14 protein-coding genes are annotated in these 19,657 nt (G+C 47.2%); 6 read left to right on the plus strand and 8 right to left on the minus strand.

Going from position 1 to position 19,657, the window contains the following annotated elements:
• Nucleotides 1–142: 142 nt before the first annotated feature.
• Nucleotides 143–805, plus strand: coding sequence for an esterase/lipase family protein (locus AAKU61_RS16900; RefSeq protein WP_354334143.1), 663 nt, complete (start codon nt 143–145; stop codon nt 803–805).
• Nucleotides 806–842: 37 nt separating this feature from the next.
• On the opposite strand, the gene AAKU61_RS16905 is transcribed toward AAKU61_RS16900, so the two are convergent.
• The 7 genes from AAKU61_RS16905 to AAKU61_RS16935 all read right to left on the minus strand — a co-directional run bounded on the left by AAKU61_RS16905 (nt 843) and on the right by AAKU61_RS16935 (nt 11,519).
• Nucleotides 843–4,058 (minus strand): efflux RND transporter permease subunit, encoded by a 3,216-nt coding sequence (locus AAKU61_RS16905; RefSeq protein ID WP_354334145.1) that lies wholly within the window; start codon nt 4,056–4,058, stop codon nt 843–845.
• Between the two features lie 10 nt (nt 4,059–4,068).
• Nucleotides 4,069–5,688 (minus strand): efflux RND transporter periplasmic adaptor subunit, encoded by a 1,620-nt coding sequence (locus AAKU61_RS16910; protein ID WP_354334147.1) that lies wholly within the window; start codon nt 5,686–5,688, stop codon nt 4,069–4,071.
• Nucleotides 5,689–5,697: 9 nt separating this feature from the next.
• Nucleotides 5,698–7,104 carry a TolC family protein gene (locus tag AAKU61_RS16915; protein WP_354334148.1) on the minus strand — a complete coding sequence of 469 codons (1,407 nt, stop codon included), beginning with the start codon at nt 7,102–7,104 and terminating at the stop codon, nt 5,698–5,700.
• 172 nt (nt 7,105–7,276) lie between these two features.
• Nucleotides 7,277–7,669, minus strand: coding sequence for a hypothetical protein (locus AAKU61_RS16920; protein WP_354334150.1), 393 nt, complete (start codon nt 7,667–7,669; stop codon nt 7,277–7,279).
• Nucleotides 7,670–7,914: 245 nt separating this feature from the next.
• Nucleotides 7,915–8,562: a glutathione S-transferase family protein gene (locus AAKU61_RS16925; RefSeq protein ID WP_354334152.1), complete on the minus strand. Its 648-nt coding sequence runs from the start codon at nt 8,560–8,562 to the stop codon at nt 7,915–7,917.
• A 60-nt stretch (nt 8,563–8,622) separates the two neighbouring features.
• Nucleotides 8,623–10,482, minus strand: a complete 1,860-nt coding sequence (locus AAKU61_RS16930) for a type IV pilus assembly protein FimV (RefSeq protein ID WP_354334153.1) — start codon at nt 10,480–10,482, stop codon at nt 8,623–8,625.
• A 272-nt stretch (nt 10,483–10,754) separates the two neighbouring features.
• On the minus strand, nt 10,755–11,519 hold the full coding sequence (locus AAKU61_RS16935; protein WP_354334155.1) for an RNA methyltransferase: 765 nt from the start codon (nt 11,517–11,519) through the stop codon (nt 10,755–10,757).
• A 174-nt stretch (nt 11,520–11,693) separates the two neighbouring features.
• Here AAKU61_RS16935 and AAKU61_RS16940 point away from each other — a divergent pair, with 174 nt between their 5' ends.
• From AAKU61_RS16940 to mutS, 3 genes are all read left to right on the plus strand, one after another.
• The gene (locus AAKU61_RS16940; protein WP_354334200.1) at nt 11,694–12,482 is read left to right on the plus strand and encodes an inositol monophosphatase family protein; all 789 of its coding nucleotides are present in this window, start codon (nt 11,694–11,696) and stop codon (nt 12,480–12,482) included.
• A 201-nt stretch (nt 12,483–12,683) separates the two neighbouring features.
• Nucleotides 12,684–14,117, plus strand: a complete 1,434-nt coding sequence (locus tag AAKU61_RS16945) for a DEAD/DEAH box helicase (protein ID WP_354334156.1) — start codon at nt 12,684–12,686, stop codon at nt 14,115–14,117.
• 99 nt (nt 14,118–14,216) lie between these two features.
• Entirely contained in the window at nt 14,217–16,874 is a 2,658-nt protein-coding gene (gene mutS, locus AAKU61_RS16950; protein ID WP_354334158.1) for a DNA mismatch repair protein MutS, read from the plus strand.
• Between the two features lie 401 nt (nt 16,875–17,275).
• On the opposite strand, the gene AAKU61_RS16955 is transcribed toward mutS, so the two are convergent.
• Entirely contained in the window at nt 17,276–17,812 is a 537-nt protein-coding gene (locus tag AAKU61_RS16955) for an FKBP-type peptidyl-prolyl cis-trans isomerase (RefSeq protein WP_354334160.1), read from the minus strand.
• Between the two features lie 76 nt (nt 17,813–17,888).
• Between AAKU61_RS16955 and AAKU61_RS16960 the strand changes: the two genes are divergently transcribed.
• Together AAKU61_RS16960 and AAKU61_RS16965 are read left to right on the plus strand one after the other, a co-directional pair.
• Nucleotides 17,889–19,022 (plus strand): JmjC domain-containing protein, encoded by a 1,134-nt coding sequence (locus AAKU61_RS16960; protein ID WP_354334161.1) that lies wholly within the window; start codon nt 17,889–17,891, stop codon nt 19,020–19,022.
• Between the two features lie 335 nt (nt 19,023–19,357).
• Entirely contained in the window at nt 19,358–19,594 is a 237-nt protein-coding gene (locus tag AAKU61_RS16965) for a hypothetical protein (protein ID WP_354334163.1), read from the plus strand.
• The last annotated feature ends 63 nt before the right edge of the window (nt 19,595–19,657 follow it).

Raw genomic sequence — 19,657 nt, forward strand, 5'->3', positions numbered from 1 at the left:
CGGCAACTTTCGACTGGCTGGTCAAAAGGCAGAATGCTATCGCATCTGACCCTTTGACTTTTTATTCAATGTTGCTCTTCGTACTTGAATCCGCCGTATATTTTTTCATATACTCCCCTTATTTTTAAATTTACAGCAATCAATGGCTGACAAATCTACTCAAGAACATTCTCAAATCGGTACTCAGCCACTGCAAGCCTTGTTTGTACATGGGATGGGGCGCTCATCGCTGTCGGCTACACCGATGCTGCAACGTTTGCGGGCGCATGGTCTGACGACCAGCAGTTTTAATTATTTTGTGGCGCTGGAAAGCTTTGCGGGAATCCGGGACAGGCTCGTTAAAACGATCACGGCAGTTGCGGCCAAGGGCGATTATGTTTTGATTGGGCATTCGCTCGGCGGTGTGTTGTTGCGCGGTGCGATCAATGTATTGCCGGAAGATTGCCGTCAGCCCCGGCAATTGTTTTTACTCGGCTCGCCCATTACGACCTCCAGAGTGGCGGGACGGGTGCAACATCTGTTGCCATTCAGAGTGGCGACAGGAGATTGCGGACAATTGTTATCAAGTGCTGAGCGCATGGCAGCGATTGCACCTGTCAAAACACCGACGATTACGATCATCGGCACCAAAGGAATTAAGGGCAAATACAGCCCTTTCGGCGATGAAGACAATGACGGCGTGGTGTCTATATCAGAGGCGTATGCACCATGGGCAGAAAAAGAAATCTTACTACCCATCATGCACACGCTGATGCCATCAAATCGCCTCGTGAGTGAGGCGATTCTGGCCCACCTTCCAGCCTGACTAAGTCGCTAACTAAGTTGCTAACTTAGTTTACAACCTAGTTGCCAACTGAATTGATAGCAACAGTAACCGAATCTTCCTCCGCCTCACGGCGATGCACCATCCGGTACAGCAAGGGCAATACCAGCAAAGTCAGCAAAGTAGACGACAAGATTCCGCCGATCACGACCGTTGCCAATGGTCGTTGCACTTCTGCTCCCGTACCGGTCGCAATCGCCATCGGAATAAAGCCCAGCGAGGCAACCAACGCCGTCATCAATACTGGTCGCAAGCGGGTCAAAGCTCCGAGCTGAATCGCTGCATCCAGCCGCATCCCCTCCTCGCGCAAACTTCGGATAAAAGCAATCATCACCAAGCCGTTGAGTACCGCCACACCAGACAGTGCGATAAAACCAACTCCCGCCGAAATTGATAAAGGAATATCGCGCAACCAAAGTGCAACGATACCGCCAGTCAACGCAAACGGCACACCAGTAAATACCAGCAAACCATCTTTCAGATTATTGAACATCGCAAACAGCAATAGTAATACTAAGAATAAAGCGACAGGCACCACAATTTTTAATCGCTTAGCCGCTGATTCCAGCTGCTCAAAAGTGCCACCCCAAGTAGTCCAGTAGCCAGTTGGAATGGCGACTTTTTCGGCTAACTGCTGTTGTGCCTCATTGATGAAAGAGCCGATATCTCTGTCTCTGACATTCGCCGTGACGACGACACTGCGCTTTCCATTTTCCCGGCTGATCTGATTCGGTCCTGGAGCAAAATTAAAACTTGCCACATCGGCTAACTGGACAAAGGACGCATGCATTGCAGCATCTGAACGAAATGACGAAGTTGATGACAAAATTGATGACGAAGCAGAGGATGCCGCTGGCAGTCGAACAGGCAAACGCTTTAGTGCCTCGATATCACTACGGAGTGCCTCTGGCAAACGAACCACGATATCAAAACGCCGGTCTCCCTGAAACATCGTGCCCGCCTCTTTGCCGCCGACGGCAGTGGCAATTACCTCTTGCACATCTGCCACGTTCAATCCCATTCTGGCCGCTTTTTCGCGATCAATCTGTATCGTTAGCATTGGCAAACCGGTGGTTTGCTCCACCTTAACGTCGGCGGCGCCAGGAATTTTTTCCAGCACCGCAGATATCTTATCGGCTGTACTGTTCATAACCTCCATATCGTCGCCAAAGACTTTGACAGCCACGTCACTGCGCACACCAGATAGCAACTCATTAAACCGCATCTGGATAGGCTGCGTGAACTCGTAATTATTACCCGGCACTTGCGACACTGCCGCTTGCATCGCTTTGATCAGGTCTGCTTTGCTGCGTTTGGGATCTGGCCAAGCGGATGTCGGCTTTAAAATAATAAAGGTATCCGCCACGCTCGGTGGCATGGGATCGGTTGCGATTTCTGCCGTGCCGATTTTGGCAAATACCTTATCGACTTCAGGGAATTTCTTAATCGTCTTCTCCAGCTCGGCTTGCATCAGAATCGCCTGAGATAAGCTGGTGCCGGGTATTCTTAAGGCATGCAATGCAATATCGCCTTCGTTCAGACTCGGTACAAACTCGCTCCCCATGCGACTCACCAATAGCCCGCTTAAAACGACAATCACGCCAGCAATAGTCAGGACTAATGCTTTATTCATCATCGTAAAAGCCAGCATCGGTTGATATGCCTGCTTTGCCCAGACCATCAGCTTATTTTCCTTTTCGCTGACTTTGTCACCGATCAGTAAAGCGACCGCTGCTGGGATAAAAGTAATCGATAAAATCATCGCACCCAGCAAAGCAATCACCACAGTAAACGCCATCGGATGGAACATCTTGCCCTCAACACCTGTGAGCGCAAAAATCGGCAAATACACGACCATGATGATGAGCTGACCAAACAGCAATGGTCTGCGTGCTTCTTGCGCAGCAGCAAAGACTTCCTGATAACGCTCTTTGCGGGTTAATAAGCGTCCTAAGCTGGTTTGCGCATGCGCCAGACGCCGCACACAGTTTTCTACGATCACGACTGCGCCGTCAATGATGATGCCAAAATCCAGCGCGCCCAAACTCATCAGATTGGCGCTGACCTTATTGCCCACCATACCGGTAAAAGTGAACAACATCGCCAAAGGGATCACCAATGCGGTGATTAGCGCGGCGCGAATATTTCCTAAAAACAGAAATAAAATTGTGATGAGCAATAATGCACCTTCCAGTAAATTTTTCTTCACGGTGCTGATCGCTTTATCCACCAGTGTAGTGCGGTCATACACCGTTTTAGCGATCACGCCTTTGGGCAAACTGAGATTAATTTGATCCAATTTTTGATCTACAGCGCGAGCCACAGTACGGCTGTTTTCACCAAGCAGCATGAATACCGTTCCGAGCACAACCTCTTGCCCGTTTTCGGTCGCGGCACCAGTACGCAGCTCTTGCCCGATACCGACTTCGGCAATATCTTTAATGCGTACTACACCCGACTGTTGGCTGCCGACGATCATATTATTGATATCGCTGATGGAATCCACCTGACCAGGTGCGCGGATCAGATATTGCTCACCCCGCTTTTCAATATAACCTGCGCCGACGTTGGTATTGTTGCGCTCTAGTGCGGTAACCACATCTTGTAAAGTGAGACCGTAAGACCGCAACTTATCAGGACTCGGCGCCACCTGAAATTCTTTGGTAAAACCACCAATCGAGTTAATCTCCGTCACCCCGGGGACATTACGCAATTGCGGTTTGACAATCCAGTCTTGAATTTCGCGCAGATCAGTGGAGGTATAGGGCGTGCCATCGGCTTTTAAAGCACCTTCTTTGGCCTCAACCGTCCACATGTAAATCTCTCCCAAGCCGCTTGAAATTGGCCCCATGCCAGGTTCTGCATCGACCGGTAACCTGGCCTTGGCCTCCTGTATCCGCTCATTGACGAGCTGGCGCGCAAAGTAAATATCAGTACCATCTTTGAAGATCACTGTCACTTGCGACAAGCCGTAACGTGATAAAGATCTTGTCTGCTCCAGACGTGGCAAACCCGCCATTGCAGTTTCTATCGGAAACGTAATACGCTGCTCTGCCTCTAATGGTGAATATCCGGGTGCAGAAGTATTGATTTGCACCTGTACATTAGTAATGTCGGGTACCGCATCGATGGGCAGTTTTTGGTAATTATAGAATCCCAATAGCGCCATCGTTAATGTCAGCATCAGAATCACCCACCGTTGGGCGATGGAAAACTGTATGATTTTTTCAAACATATTGTTCTCCTTAATGATCGTGGCTTGCGCCGGATTTGCCAATATCGGCTTTAATCAGAAAGCTATTTTTTGCTGCATAGCGTTCACCCGCGTTGAAGCCTTTAAGTACTTCTACAAATTTGCCATCGCTACGTCCCAAGGTAACCGGGCGCGCTTCAAAATCATTGCCATATCGGCCGAATACGGTGCTTGTTTCCTTTAGGCTCTGTATCCCGTCAACGGCAACTGCGACGGGCACTTCTACCTCATCGGACACCAGGTTGATACTGACTTGTAAGCCAGGGCGCCATAATCCCTTGGTGTTAGGCAGTACGACGCGCGCAATTGCCGTACGCGATTGTTCACTGACTAACGATCCAATATAGGACAAGTTACCGTTAGCTTCCGCGACAAATGCAGTGGCAGTGACTTTGGCTTTTTGTCCTGATTTGATGAGATTAATATCTTTGGCAGGCACGGTCATTTCTACCCAGACAGTGCTTAAATCCGCAACGATAAAAATCGGCGTGTCATCTTTGAGTGATTGTCCCGGAACGATATTTTTTTCGGTCACGGTACCGGCAATCGGAGAACGTATTTCATACCTTGTCAGGTTGCCGCCAGCACTCGCAGTGGCACCGAGCGATACCAACTTTTGCTGTGCACTTTGCAGAATAATTTCTGCCTCTTGCATGGCATTACGGGCTTGCAAGTAATCCTGTTCTGCGGAGATTTTTTCTTCCCATAATTTTTTTTCACGTTCAAAATTAGTGCGGGCTAATCCCAGGCGTTTTTGCGCGGCCAGCATATCGCTGCGCTGATCTACCAGCGCCTGACTAGATATGACGGCTAATACCTGCCCTTTTTGTACTTTGTCACCGGCATTAGCCGACACCGTTTCGACAATACCGGTCAGACGTGGCACGACTTGGATCATGCGATCCTGATTGAAACGAATTTCACCAGCCAAGGTCAGCGCACTTTGTATCTTCGCAGGTCCGGCAGTGGCCAGCACTACTCCATTTTGCTGTAATTGGGATTCGCTCATACTGATACGTGCCTCCACCTGTTCATAAGCAAATTGATAGGACTGATTATTGTATTGAGCTGCGATGGTGACCTTGAAAGAATGCGGTTCATCTACGGTGGCACTCCCTTTGAAATAGTCCTTCTCCGGCACAAATGTAAAGGTTTGCGGCGCGCGCCCTAAGCGCTCTAAAACGATGTTGAGTTTGCTTGCTGCTTGTGCATCAGGTACCAGAGCTTTGCCATCTTTATAGGTGTACAGTCTGAATTCCGGCTCCACCCCAGTCTCGAAAATAGTGAGCTCCAGACCAAAGCCGTCTTTGGCAAATAATTTACCGCCGTGTGGCCCTTTTAAAAACTCACTTGGCGATGTTTTTTGTGCAGAAGAAGCGGTCGTACTTGTTACCAGATTTGCCTGATTTCCCTTAGCATTTTCAGCGACGTCAGCATGTGCTTCGTTACCATGTTCTTCGCTATGCTCGTCCGCTCCGGTACGACTTCCCTTACCCATCAAAATCAGACCAGCCAACACAGCGGCGATTACCAGCACCACGGCAATGGCGAGGCGCTGATGTCTATTTTTTTGATTATTTTTATTCATCTTGTTGTCGGTATTTAAGTCCATCTTCAGCTCCTAAAATGGGGATATGGATGCTGCCTGATCCGAGATCAGCACAGCAATCAAAGTAGCGTCACCGGTAAGACGTACCATCTCAGCAGCGGCGCGGTGGGTGTCGGATAAAGTACGCAAATACTGGGATTGTGCTTGCAGCAAAGTACGTTGTGCATCGAGTACATCCAGAAAGCTGAACTTGCCAAATTCAAAGCCTTTAAGCGATGCGTCGTACGCTGTTTGCGCTCCCGGCAACAGGTCTTTTTGCATCAATGTGGTCTCCTCGCGCGCCACACTCAGGCGCTGATGAGCTTGCATCAGTTCGCTGCCCAGACGCAGTTCTGTCGCGCTTAACTCATCACGCGCTTTATCGGTTCTGCTTAAGGCTTCTTGCAGATTGCCCTGGTTACGATCGAATAAGGGAAGCGGTATTGAGACACCAAAGATCGCCTGGTTACGCCCTAATTGCTCATCACGTTTAGCACCGGCGCTAAGGGTAATATCCGGTACCCGACGGCTGCGTTCTACCTGCGACAAGGCAAGACGTCGATCCACTTCTGTCCTTGCTCGCAGCAAAATGGGGGAGCGCTGCATACTTGCCATGATCTCCGGCAGGCTTGGAACGTTTGGCAAATTCAGCTGACTCATTAAGTTAGGCCGAGTTAGGTGACTTGTTGCGCTGGACGACTGAGCGGCTACCGTCTCAACTATGGACAAATGACTCCCCATCACGGCAGCAAGTTGCTGGCGTGCGGTGATAAGGTCGCTATTGGCTTGCGCAAGTTCAATACGAATAGCCGACTCAGCAACGCGCGCTTTAGTCTCTTCCAGCGGTGAGATTTTTCCGGTTAACACCCGCTTAGAGGCTGCTTGCGTTACCGTTTGTGCCAGTTCGGTAGAGCTACGCGCCAGACGTTGTCGCTCTTGTGCGATCAATACCTCATAAAAATACGAGACTACTGCGGCGTGAATCTCCGCACGTTTCATCGCCAGTTCAATCACAGCAATATCATATTGACGCTCTGCTGCAGTCATCCGCGCAGAGCGTTTGCCGCCCAGTTCTATTAATTGATTCAGTTGGACGGTGGTGGTTCTGGTCGCTTTTTGCGTATCTTCTACAGTCGCGGCCAGCTCAGGGTTGGGCAACATACCCGCCTGACGCCTGACGCCCTGTTGCGCTTGCACCTCACGCATTGCAGCGGCGATCTCCGGATTGGCTTTAAGAGCGCGATCAAGTGCCACTGGTAAGGTGAGTGATGAGGTTGATGAGGTAGCTGGCGAGGTAACTGCGGAAGTGACCGATAAAGTGTGTAATGGCGCAGACGGCTCTGCTGAGAATGCCTGGGTTGAAGCGATGGAAGATGTAGCCGGACACAAAATCCCGGCAGACAAGGCCAGGGGTGAAAATATTTTAAAAAATGGTGACATAGGATGATCCTGCGTATTCGATAAAACCGAAAACAGCTCGACAACGTCTCGGAAAAAATTCCGACAATCGAGCAGGGAAAATCCAGCGAAGTCGCGTCTACGACGCCATAGTCAAACTATATTTAGCGTGTAAATCAGTAAAACAAAATGGGGGACTAACGATGCGCTGGAACTAGGCAGCGATCATCCATTTGGGGCGCAGAGGCTTGCCCAGATAAGGAGCCGTTGGCTCCGTCTTTGAAGTATTAACTTGAAAAGCAATCGGTGACGGCTTGACCAGTTCGTTTTGCAATGAATACGCAGCAACCGGGCTATGTGCACACGATGCGCAATCCGGGTGGAATGCTATTTTTGAGTCAGATTTCTTTTCAGCAGAATTGCTTGGCTGATCTGCTTGTTTTTCAGCCGGATTACCTGCTTGTTCATCGGCATGATGTTGATGCGGATGATGTCCAAAATGCTGTGATGATTTGCCAGTCTCATGCATGCAATAGTCACTTGCCACCGACCAGCTGAGCTGGAGTGTGAAAGCAACGATGAGCAGGATGATGAACTTTTTTAACATTTGCGGATTATAAACCAATTTTATGGATCGTTTAAGATTACAGCCAATACTCCAAAATGGGCTGCTATATCTGTTGTCTTACTTTAACTTCACCTATCTTGTTAAGTCTTGTTAGTGAATATGACCATGATGCAAATCCGGGACATGAGCGTGACGGTGCTGCAAAATATTATGTCTGTGCGGATCGCTGTGTGGCCCTTCTGGCATGTTGTCGTGGGAATGGTTATAAAAATTATTTTAAGCTTTTATTTCTTAATCCCAGCCATCAGCACTTGATTAGCTTTTCTGTCTGCATTGATTGTTTGCATATGAGGACGTTCAGAAATCATTTTGACGTAATCGCGCACTGGCAAATCAGCTAAAAAATCACGTCCGTAAATCGCTTTAGTCGCCATTGATACTAAAGGAAAATGTACTGCTGCAGCACAATCAGCTATCGTAAATTCATCTCCGGCGACAAACGGAGCAAACTTAAGCATAGGCGTTAAAGCATTGATATTACGCGTCAATTGCTTCTCAACTCTGAGCTTAACCTCATCGGACACCTTACCGCCAAAAAACGCCTCTCCATATAACTCGCGAGCAACTAGCTCCAGATGCAACTCTAAAAAAGTAATTAACTCTTTTACTTTTGCCGCAGCAAAAACATCTTTTGGAATTAATGGATGCTCAGGATAAGTGACTTCCAGATAATCCAAAATATTTTGAGATTCGCACAATGAGCCCTGCTCAGTCTGAATAAAAGGTACTTTGCCCAATGGAGAATGGGCTAAGAGTTCTGGAGAACGATCAGTCCAGACTAAGACTTCTTCAAAAGGAATCTGTTTTTCGAGGAGGGCTAATTTGACTTTGTTGTAATAGTTACTAACTGCAAATCCACATAATTTAATCATTTGTCACCTGTCTATAGTTAAATTTTTATTAATTTTGAATGTAATTTTTAGTAATCTAAATTAAGTTTTCTTTTTAAAATCGATGGATTCAAAGTCAATGGAATTTGAATCTGGCCTGCCAAATGAATCCGCAACAGGCTTATCCAAGGTACTTACATCATGTGCACCAGTCCAACCGCTACCCATTACGCTGCCTATTGTCTTAGTACGTTCAAGTTCATTGGCTATGGCAATTAACAATAAAATATCGCGATACACAGGCAGTTCAAATCCCATGCGTTTACCGTCTCTGTCATCGACTAACAAACTTTGCAGGAACGGCAAGATATCATTATTGCCCCACATAGAACAAATGCGCTCAGTCAAATGAACGAAGTCTTCAAGCTGCCGATTCTCGCTCGCCACAGGGTCAGTTTCAAAATCTGGAATATTGGCATTAAAATGAAGAATAAAACGACTGCGCATAACATCGTATTTTTCTCTGTTATTGGTTGAGCGATATAGATCTAGCAGATATAACCAAGGTACCGGAGAGTCTGGCTGCAATATGTCAGCTTGTGGTTCTAGTATTTCAATCGCTCGCTGCGGATCGTTGACAGAAATCCAGAATTCAGCCTCCTGAGTCACATCTGAAATCTCTTCTACTTTGACAGAACTACCTCGGGTGGAGAAAAAATTAAATGTGCTGCTGTTGCTTTCTTCCAGTGTCGGTGTTCTGGCGGTATTGCTTTTAACACTCTGATCTGTTCCGGCCCAAACCGCATCACTATCACTTGAGGCTTTCTCAAATTTATTAAGATGTGAATTTTGCGGATTCATTTCATAGGTTTGGAAAGTGCCCGCATCGTTTGAGTCATAAGACGCCTGCACACTATTCACAATTTCTTCTATGTTCTTTTTCGGCTCAGCATTTTTTTGTGCGTTCTGCTCCCACCAGGAAAATTCAGCACGTTTATGCAAACGATTAATATAAATGATCAACATCGCGATGATTAGTACGCCAGCAAGAATAAATGCTGAGAGACCGATCATCCAATTACGAGAAAAGCTGCTGTCTTTCATATCATCCAGCGCTGCTTTGTCTATCTGGCTTTGCTTTTTTAGCTGGGTCGCTTCCATCTGCAAGGCTTGTATTTTTTGCTGTCTGCTTTTTAACTGCGCCTCAGACTCAACATCCGTATTATCTCCGCGCATTAAAGCCGCAAAATGAGCCTGAGCAGCCTTTAGCTCAGCCATATTGCTAGCACTTTGTTGCTCTAACGGTGCTGAGGACAAGCTATCGCTTAAATGCAAACCCTGCTGCGGCAAAACGATAGAGTCATCGGACAGCTTTAAAACGTCTTTATGTTCTTTAGGTGGTGTTTTGACAGCCTTTGTCGACAATGTACTTGTTGAGTGCAGCGATCCTTTGCTGAAAGCAGCTTCACTCTTAACCGAAGAGTCTGCCTTCACTTTTGGTTTTTTTCTTACTATGGATTGATCTGGAGCTGAATCTTTGGTGTCAGGAAAAGCTTGAACTGAGGGCAGTGTTATAGGACTGTTGCGTTCTGTCGCATTGAATTGCGGGGGATCAAGCAGCACCATATATTCACGATGGAGTTGCGCTTCGCAAGCAATATCAATCGTAATTTTTACAGCGGGCTCTGCCAGACTTTGGCGAGTAAAAATTTGCACTGATTTAGGATTACCGACCTGGTTCAGTGAAATGTTCCCCATCGCTAAAAACCCACCATCAGAGGATTCTACTTTGGCAGTGATACAAGATTGGCTGACATTATTGCTGTCTAAGCCAAGCAAACCAACATTGGCTTTGAGTGGCTGCCCTAAGCCAGACTGGACACGTAATTCACCCAAACCAAGAGCGTGAACAGGAGCCGCCGCACCAATGAGTAATGCGGCAAGCAAAAATAGAAATAACAAAAATCGGTTGGCTTGAAGAAAAATAATAATACCTCGGTCGTCATCGAACTAAAAATACAGCGAAAACTAATCAAGCTATGGATTTATATAGTCACAATCTTACTTGCTTTATAACAAACACAGAAGCAAATAGCCGAAGAAAATAAGATAAAGCGTTTCAATTTCAACTTATTTATCAATTTAAGCAACAAAAGTAATTTAATTAATTACTAATCAGAAACTTCAATTCAATCTTAAAAATTTAGTGCGCTAGCAATTCACGTAATTTGATTTCAGCCTACTTTTGATTCCAATATTTTTTTCGCAATACCTCTAAGTATATTCACTTCTTCCGCCTCTAGTTGAGCACGAGAAAATAAGCGTTTAAGTCTTGGCATCAATTTTTTAGGGTGGGCGGGATCAAGGAAATTAATTGCAATCAAAGCTTTCTCTAAATGCACGTACATACCCTCAATATCATCAGCGGACGCCATCGCACCTTGAAAACCAATATCCGTTACTGGCATCTTGTCGCCTATTTCGGCAATCCGGCACTCATAGGCAAGCAATTGCACGGCTTGCGCCAGGTTCAGTGAGGAATAATCAGGATTAGCAGGGATATTGATCAAGGCATTGCACTTAACCACGATCTCGTTAGGCAAGCCGAAACGCTCATTACCAAACACCAAGGCCACAGGTCCTGATAATTCAGCGCTCTGCGTTAAACGCTGTGCGACCTCGCGCGGCGTGCAGATCGGAGGAGAAAATTCTCGTAGTCTGGCGCTGACAGCAGCGACAAATTGGCAGCCCGACAAAGCAGCATCGATCGAATCCACGATTTGAGCAGAATCCAGAACATCTTGTGCCCCGCTGGCAAACGCGATGGCGTCAGGATTGCTTAATGCATCAGGAAAGCGTGGATTGACCAGGACAAGCTCAGCAAAGCCCATGGTTTTTATTGCACGAGCCACTGCGCCTATATTGCCAGGATGGCTAGTTTCTACCAGGACAAAGCGCAGGCGTTTGAAAAGAGATGTGTTAGTTTGGGGCAAGTTCATTTAAAATAGCGTTATTACGCGTTAATCTATGCGGTTTATTTGCCGCAGTGATATGTTTTATGGTTACACGCGACGCTCTTTAATTCATTTTTGTGTGACATCTTACTTGCAAACTTCATTACTGATGTATGCATCGACAATGCCGCCATTTTAACGGAAACCCTTATGCACCCAATGCTCAATACGGCAATTAAAGCCGCTCGCCGTGGCGCGACTATTATCAGCCGCGCTTCCTTCGACCTAGATCGCGTACAGGTCTCGGAAAAACAATATAACGATTTTGTGACCGAAGTAGATCGTGCTGCTGAAGCTGCCATCATTGAGGTGCTGACCACTGCCTATCCAGATCATGCGATTCTGGCAGAAGAGTCCGGGGCTTCCGCCAATTTACACGACGAGAATGACAACGTCTGGATCATCGATCCGCTCGACGGCACCACCAACTTCATCCACGGTTTTCCTCAATATTGCGTCTCAATCGCTCTGCAACAACGCGGCGTAATTACGCAAGCGGTTGTGTATGACCCTGTCCGCAACGAAATGTTCACTGCCAGCAAAGGCGCGGGTGCCTTTCTGAACGACAAACGTATCCGCGTTACCCGCTGCGACAAAATCGCGGATGCGCTGATCGGCACGGGCTTCCCTTCCCGCGACTTTTCCAATCTGGACGAGTATGTCGAAATGTTCAAAATCATAACGACCAAATGCCAGGGCTTGAGAAGAGCTGGTGCTGCGGCCTTGGATTTAGCCTATGTTGCATCCGGTCGTTTGGACGGCTTTTTTGAAAAAGGTCTGGCACCGTGGGATATCGCTGCCGGCTCCTTGTTAGTCACAGAAGCTGGCGGAATCGTCGGCACCTTCTCTGGCGACAGCGATTATTTGCACAAAGGCGACGTACTTGCAGGCACACCAAAAGTATTCGGCCAGATGGTCGGCGCTTTCCAACCGTTTTCAGTAAAATAAGTAAATAGCTCTTTCAATAAAGACAGAAAAAAAAGGGGAGTATTGTCATAAATACCCCTTATTGTCCAGAGAACGTATGGACAATAAAAAATACTCTAGCCGAGTATGTAAGCATAGGTAAATCACAAGCAAGAATATTGCAGCAATCATTTGCCTATGTCCATTCAGTAAAATTAAGTCGAAGTTAGATAGAAATAAATTATGTCATTCTCAGAACTCGGTTTGTCCGAGAACATCGTTCGTGCCGTCAGCGAACAAGGCTACACCACCCCTACCCCAATCCAAAAGCAAGCCATACCCGCCGTGATCAGCGGTGGTGATTTATTGGCCGGTGCGCAAACTGGCACGGGTAAGACCGCTGGTTTTACGCTACCTATTTTGCAGCGTCTGTCCACTTCGGCCGTCACACCAAAAAATAAATTAGATCGTCGCCCGATCCGCACTCTGGTGCTGACCCCGACCCGTGAACTGGCAGCGCAAGTTGAAGAAAGTGTCCGCATCTACGGTAAATATACCAACCTGAACTCCGGCGTTATTTTTGGCGGCGTGGGCATCAATCCACAAATTAAATTGCTGAAAAATGGTGTCGATATTCTGGTAGCGACACCAGGTCGCCTACTCGATCACCACCAGCAAGGTACGATCGATTTGCGCCAGGTAGAAATTTTGGTATTGGATGAAGCCGACCGTATGCTCGACATGGGCTTTATTCACGATATCAAAAAGGTGCTGGCGATTTTGCCTGCAAAGCGTCAGAACTTGTTGTTCTCTGCGACCTTCTCAGACGAGATCAAAACTCTAGCAGATCGCTTGCTGAATAACCCGGCCATGATCGAAGTCGCACGTCGCAATTCCACGGTGGAAGTCATCGCGCAAAAGGTTCATCCGGTTGACCGCGATAAAAAGCACCCTATGCTTGCACACCTGATCAAAACACATAGCTGGAATCAGGTCTTGGTGTTCACCCGTACTAAGCACGGCGCAAACAAACTGGTAGAGCAGCTCGGCAAAGATGGCATCAACGCGATGGCCATTCATGGCAACAAGAGCCAATCAGCCCGCACCAAAGCGTTGGCAGAATTTAAGGACGGTAGCTTGACCGTTTTAGTCGCCACCGATATCGCCGCGCGCGGTATTGATATCGACCAGCTGCCGCACGTTGTGAATTACGATTTACCAAATGTGCCAGAAGATTATGTTCATCGTATCGGCCGCACCGGCCGTGCCGGCGCAACTGGCGAAGCCGTATCACTGGTATGCGTGGATGAATTCAAACTCTTGGCAGATATTGAAAAACTGATCAAACGCCAATTACCACAAGAAATCATCGACGGTTTTATTCCCGATCCTCATGCCAAAGCGCAACCAATACAATTGCGCAGTGGTGGCGGAGGTCAAGGTCAATCACGCGGCGGCAATGGTGGTGGTAATGGCGGCGGCGGAAATCGCCAGCGCGCACCATCCACATCTTCCGCACCACGCAGTAGCGCCAGTAAAAGCAGCACTGGCGCAGCCCAAGGCAAACCAGCGCAACGCAGCGGCGATGCACGTCATCCATCACGACCTGTCGTCAATCAATCGACACCACGTCGCTCTGGCGGACGCGGGAATAGTAACGGCGGCGGCAACGGATAATTGTATGAAGTGATCAAATTCCTTTTCTAAAGGACTACAATGCGCTTGCTACCAAGCGCATTTTTTATTGCCCTTCCTTTCAACTAGCGAACACCATCAATGACCACTACTTCTGCGATCACAAATTCAGAAAAACATACTCCAATGATGCAGCAATATTTGCGCATCAAAGCAGATCATCCAGACACGTTGGTGTTTTATCGCATGGGTGATTTTTATGAATTATTTTTTGAAGACGCAGAAAAAGTAACCCGCTTATTGGGTATCACCTTAACCCAGCGTGGCACCTCCAATGGCGCGCCGATCAAGATGGCGGGTGTGCCTTTTCACTCACTAGAACCGTATCTCGCAAAATTAGTGAAACTGGGTGAATCCGCTGCAATCTGTGAACAGATTGGCGACCCAGCGACGAGTAAAGGTCCGGTAGAACGCAAGGTCATGCGCGTCATCACACCGGGTACGTTGACGGATACGGATCTATTGCCTGAGAAATCTGAGCGCCCTTTGTTAGCACTATGTTTGCTGCAACAACGTAAAACCGTCACTGTCGGTCTGGCATGGTTATCACTCGCCAGCGGCGTGCTGAAATTAATGGAATTCAGCACAGATGAAAAAGCACTTCTCAACCGCTTGCAGCAAGAGTTAGAACGTATCTCCCCAGCCGAGGTATTGTTGTCAGCTGGCAGTTTGTTGCTAGACCAATCGCAAGCGACCTTACCGGGCAAATTCTCTGAAGTACCTGACTGGCATTTCGATCTGAAGCAGGGTCAAAAATCGCTGCAAGATCAATTATCGACGACTTCGTTAACCGGATTTGGTGCAGAAAATTTAAGTGCGGCACTGGGCGCATCCGGTGCTTTATTACGCTATGCAGAAGCGACTCAAGGTCGTGGCCTTAAGCACATTAACAGTCTGACCGTAGAAACCGAGAACGAATTTATTGGCCTAGATACAGCAACCCGCCGCAATTTGGAATTGACTGAAACCTTACGCGGACAAGAATCCCCTACTCTGTTTTCTTTACTCGACCATTGCCGGACTGCGATGGGCTCGCGATTATTGCGTCATTGGTTGCATCATGCGCGGCGCGATCAAACCATTGCACGATCGAGACATGATGCGATCAAAGCGCTGATTCAGGCAGATTCTACGGCAGGTCTGTCCACCACTTTAACCTCAGTACCAGACATAGAACGCATCACTACCCGCATCGCTTTGCAATCAGCGCGGCCACGTGACTTAGCAGGTTTGCGTGACGGCTTGCAGCATTTGCCGACGGTAAGATCCTACGTCGCAATGTGCATCGCCGACAATCAAACCAGCTTACTCACTAAGATTTTAGTTGATCTGGCAACGCCAACGGAGTGCCTTGATTTACTGGAACGTAGCCTGATGTTGCAACCTGCGACCATGGTACGTGATGGCGGTGTGATTGCGACTGGCTTTGATGCCGAATTAGATGAACTGCGTGCCTTATCTGAGAACGCGGGTCCGTTTTTGATTGACCTGGAAACCTCAGAGCGCGCCAGAACCGGGATTGCCAACTTACGTGTTGAATACAACAAGGTACATGGCTTTTATATCGAGGTCACGAATGGCCAGACAGACAAAGTGCCGGATAACTATCGCCGTCGCCAGACCTTAAAAAATGCCGAGCGCTATATCACACCAGAGCTAAAAGCCTTTGAGGACAAAGCACTGTCAGCACAAGAACGTGCTCTGGTTCGGGAGAAAGTCTTGTACGAAAAAATGCTGCAAGATTTATTACCATACATTACGACCTTACAAGCAATCGCACATGCAGTTGCGCAGCTTGATACGCTGGTGAGTCTGGCGAAACACGCGAGCAAAAATAACTGGTGCGCGCCACAACTGGTCGCAGAACCCATGCTGCAAATCGAGCAAGGTCGCCATCCGGTGGTTGAAAATCAGATTGAGCGCTTTATCGCCAACGATTGCCAGCTATCCGACGAGCGTAAATTGCTGTTAATTACGGGTCCTAATATGGGTGGTAAGTCAACCTTTATGCGTCAGGTAGCGCTGATTACTTTGCTGGCCTATGTTGGCAGCTATGTCCCCGCAAATACAGTCGTGATTGGCCCGATTGATCGCATCTTCACGCGTATTGGTGCGGCAGATGATCTGGCTGGCGGTCGCTCCACGTTCATGGTGGAGATGACTGAATCTGCGGCAATTTTGCACGGAGCAACCGAGCAGTCACTTGTCTTGATGGATGAGGTCGGGCGTGGCACGTCGACCTTTGATGGTTTGGCACTGGCTTGGGCCATTGCACGCCATTTAATTTTGGTATCCAAAAGCTATACATTATTTGCCACCCATTATTTTGAACTGACGCAGTTACCCGAGCTACACCCCAGTGCTGAGAACGTCCACCTGTCCGCCATTGAGCATAAAGAGAATATCGTCTTCCTGCACGCGGTACAGGCAGGTCCAGCGTCACAAAGTTATGGCTTGCAGGTAGCGCAGCTAGCAGGCATTCCGCAAGGCGTAATACGCGCCGCCAGAAAGCATCTGGCGGAGCTGGAGGCACACTCTCTACAAGCGACGCCGCAGTTTGATCTGTTTAGCGTTAATACAGCCATCAAAAGCGCCGATACAGCCTATGAACATAATGAAATAGCAGCTGACACACCAATACTGGATGCTATCAGCGAGCTAGACCCCGATGCGATGACGCCGAGAGAAGCTTTAGAGGCCTTGTATGCGTTAAAGCAATTAGCAAAAGAGCACCTTTGAACCCAGATTTTCCATTGAAACAGCGACAAGTGTACCTTTGGTGGACTGACTGACTGGCTAGACGCGACGACGACGCAAGCTGCATCTTGCTAGGAGGAGCAACAACGCCAGGCGGTTCGCCAAAGGTGCAATTGTCGCTGTAGCACTCCCACTCAAATCGCGGTAGTGCTATCCCTATAAACGCCGTATTCCGTCTGCGTTTCTACGAGGTGGTAGCGGTTTAATGGAAAATCTGGGTTGAACTAACTATCAACTTGAAAAATGAACGTCCAATGTTTATCCGGCTCCCAGAGCATAATTGGCTTGTAAGGCTTATACACAATGGACAATCATTTTTGAGCATACAAATTAAAAAGCCACAGAATTCACACTCTGCGGCTTTTTTAAAATCAAAAAAACGATTAATGAATAGGATGACTGCGATATTCATCGCCAGAATCATCTTCATCTTCGTCGTGATGGTGTCCATTTGCACCGTGTACATGACCATGCGCCAATTCTTCTTCCGTCGCAGCGCGTACATCAGCCACTTCTAACGTAAACCGTAAAGCCATGCCAGCTAGCGGATGGTTACCGTCTAAAACTACTTTATCGTCAGCGACATCTGTCACAGTAAAAATCACTGCGTCATCTTCTTCATCGCCGTCTTGCATGCCTTCAAACTGCATACCGACCTCTAACGGTGTCGGTAGACGATCACGTGGTTCGACTTTAACCAGCGTCGCATCATACTCACCGAATGCATCATCTGGCTCAACCTGGAGCACTGTTTTGTAACCAACGTCTTTGCCATCCAGGGCTTCTTCAATTTTTGGCAGTGTGTTTTCGTAACCACCATGCAAATACACCATAGGCTGTTGACCATCTTCGATCAAGTTGTCTTGTGCATCTGACAGTTTATAGTTAACAGTAACAACTGTATCTTTGACAATCTTCATGATATTCCTTAAAAATAATGTGCAGCCGAATTATACCCGTCTGGCTAGTTGAACAAGCCACGACTATAATTCGGACATGAAAAATTTATCTTCCAAATTGCCCTTGCTTGGCAACATCATGCCCGATCAATTTCTTGCCGAATACTGGCATAAAAAACCTTTACTGATACGACAGGCAATTCCTGGCTTCAGCCCGCTGCTTCCCAAAGACGCTTTATTTGAACTGGCGGCGCAAGACGACGTTGAATCACGCCTGATCAGTTTTTTCGGTAAACACTGGGAAATGCAAAACGGCCCGTTCAAGCAATTGCCCGTCAAAGAAAAAAAAGACTGGACCTTGTTGGTTCAAGGTGTAAATTTACATCATAAAGATGCAGATGCTTTACTACGTGAATTCAGTTTTATTCCAGATGCGCGGCTAGACGACTTGATGATCAGCTATGCAGAAGACGGTGGAGGCGTTGGTCCCCATTTTGATTCTTACGATGTATTTTTGCTCCAGGCACACGGACAACGTCGCTGGAAGATCGGCGCGCAAAAAGATTTAAGTTTAATCGAGGGGATGCCGCTCAAAGTATTGCGCAACTTTAAACCGGATCAAGAGTTTGTACTGGAGCCAGGCGATATGCTCTACCTGCCACCACAATACGCCCATGATGGCGTTGCGATTGGTGAATGCATGACATATTCGATCGGTTTCCGTGCGCCTTCCTACCAAGAGCTAGGCGAGTCATTTTTACAGTTTATGTCCGACTCAATTGATTTGCCCGGACGCTATGCCGATCCAGATTTAAAAGCCAGCCTGCGCTCCGCAGAACTTAGCTCAGCGATGGTGGATAACATTGCAGAGCAAATCGCAAAAATCAAGTTTACTGAAGACGATATTACGATTTTTATTGGCGAATATCTAACAACGCCAAAATCAAACGTATTTTTTACTTCACCAGCCAAACCATTGACACCAAAACGATTTACACAGAGTGCACAAAAAAATGGCGTCTCACTCTCTTTGAAAACACAGATGCTTTATAAGGGCAAGCACGTATTCATCAACGGAGAATCGTTTGCCATCGGTAAAGAAGATAAAGCGAGCTTGGTGAAACTAGCAAATCAAAGACAACTTGATGGTAAGGATATGGCCGAAGTTTCTGATGATGTGATGGAAGCACTATGCATGTGGTACGAAGATGGCTGGCTAAATTTAAGTTGATAATCGACTAAAAATGACTAAAAGCCTTTGTAACAAAAGTAATCAAAAAGGCTAATTTGATGAAAATTTTTCGACTATTTAGCTAGAAATTGAATATTGCCAATAAAAAATTGTTTTTATTCCTAAATAATGAGCAAATTGAGCATAAAAGCGAATCTAAACCTATTCCATTGCATGAAAAATCATTATAATTCTGGGTTAGGAAACTTTCGTAGGGGCCGCCATTCCTTTTGGGGAATTAAGCTCTCGAATTAACCTATAGAGCGATAATTACCGGTAATTATTCATCGCAAAGTTCTGATCTTATTTTTGATCTATTTATTGAAAGTACAAACATGAAAAAATCACTCTTGCTCGTTTCTCTGTTAGCAGTTGCTTTGGCAGCTTGCGGTAAAAAAGAAGAAGCTCCAGTTGCACCAGCAGCATCAGTACCAGCAGCTTCCGCTCCAGCAGCAGCTTCCGCTCCTGCCGAAGCACCAATGCCAGCTCCAGCAGCTGATGCAGCTCCAGCATCTGGTGCAGCTCCAGCAGCTTCCGCTCCAGCAGCAGCTTCTGCAGCAGCATCCAAGTAATTTTTTTATTGCTTGAAAAAACCGACCTGCGGGTCGGTTTTTTTTGCCTGCAATTTCATCCAT

It is taken from the genome of Undibacterium sp. GrIS 1.2, from assembly GCF_040544435.1.
Taxonomy (GTDB): Bacteria; Pseudomonadota; Gammaproteobacteria; order Burkholderiales; family Burkholderiaceae_D; genus Undibacterium.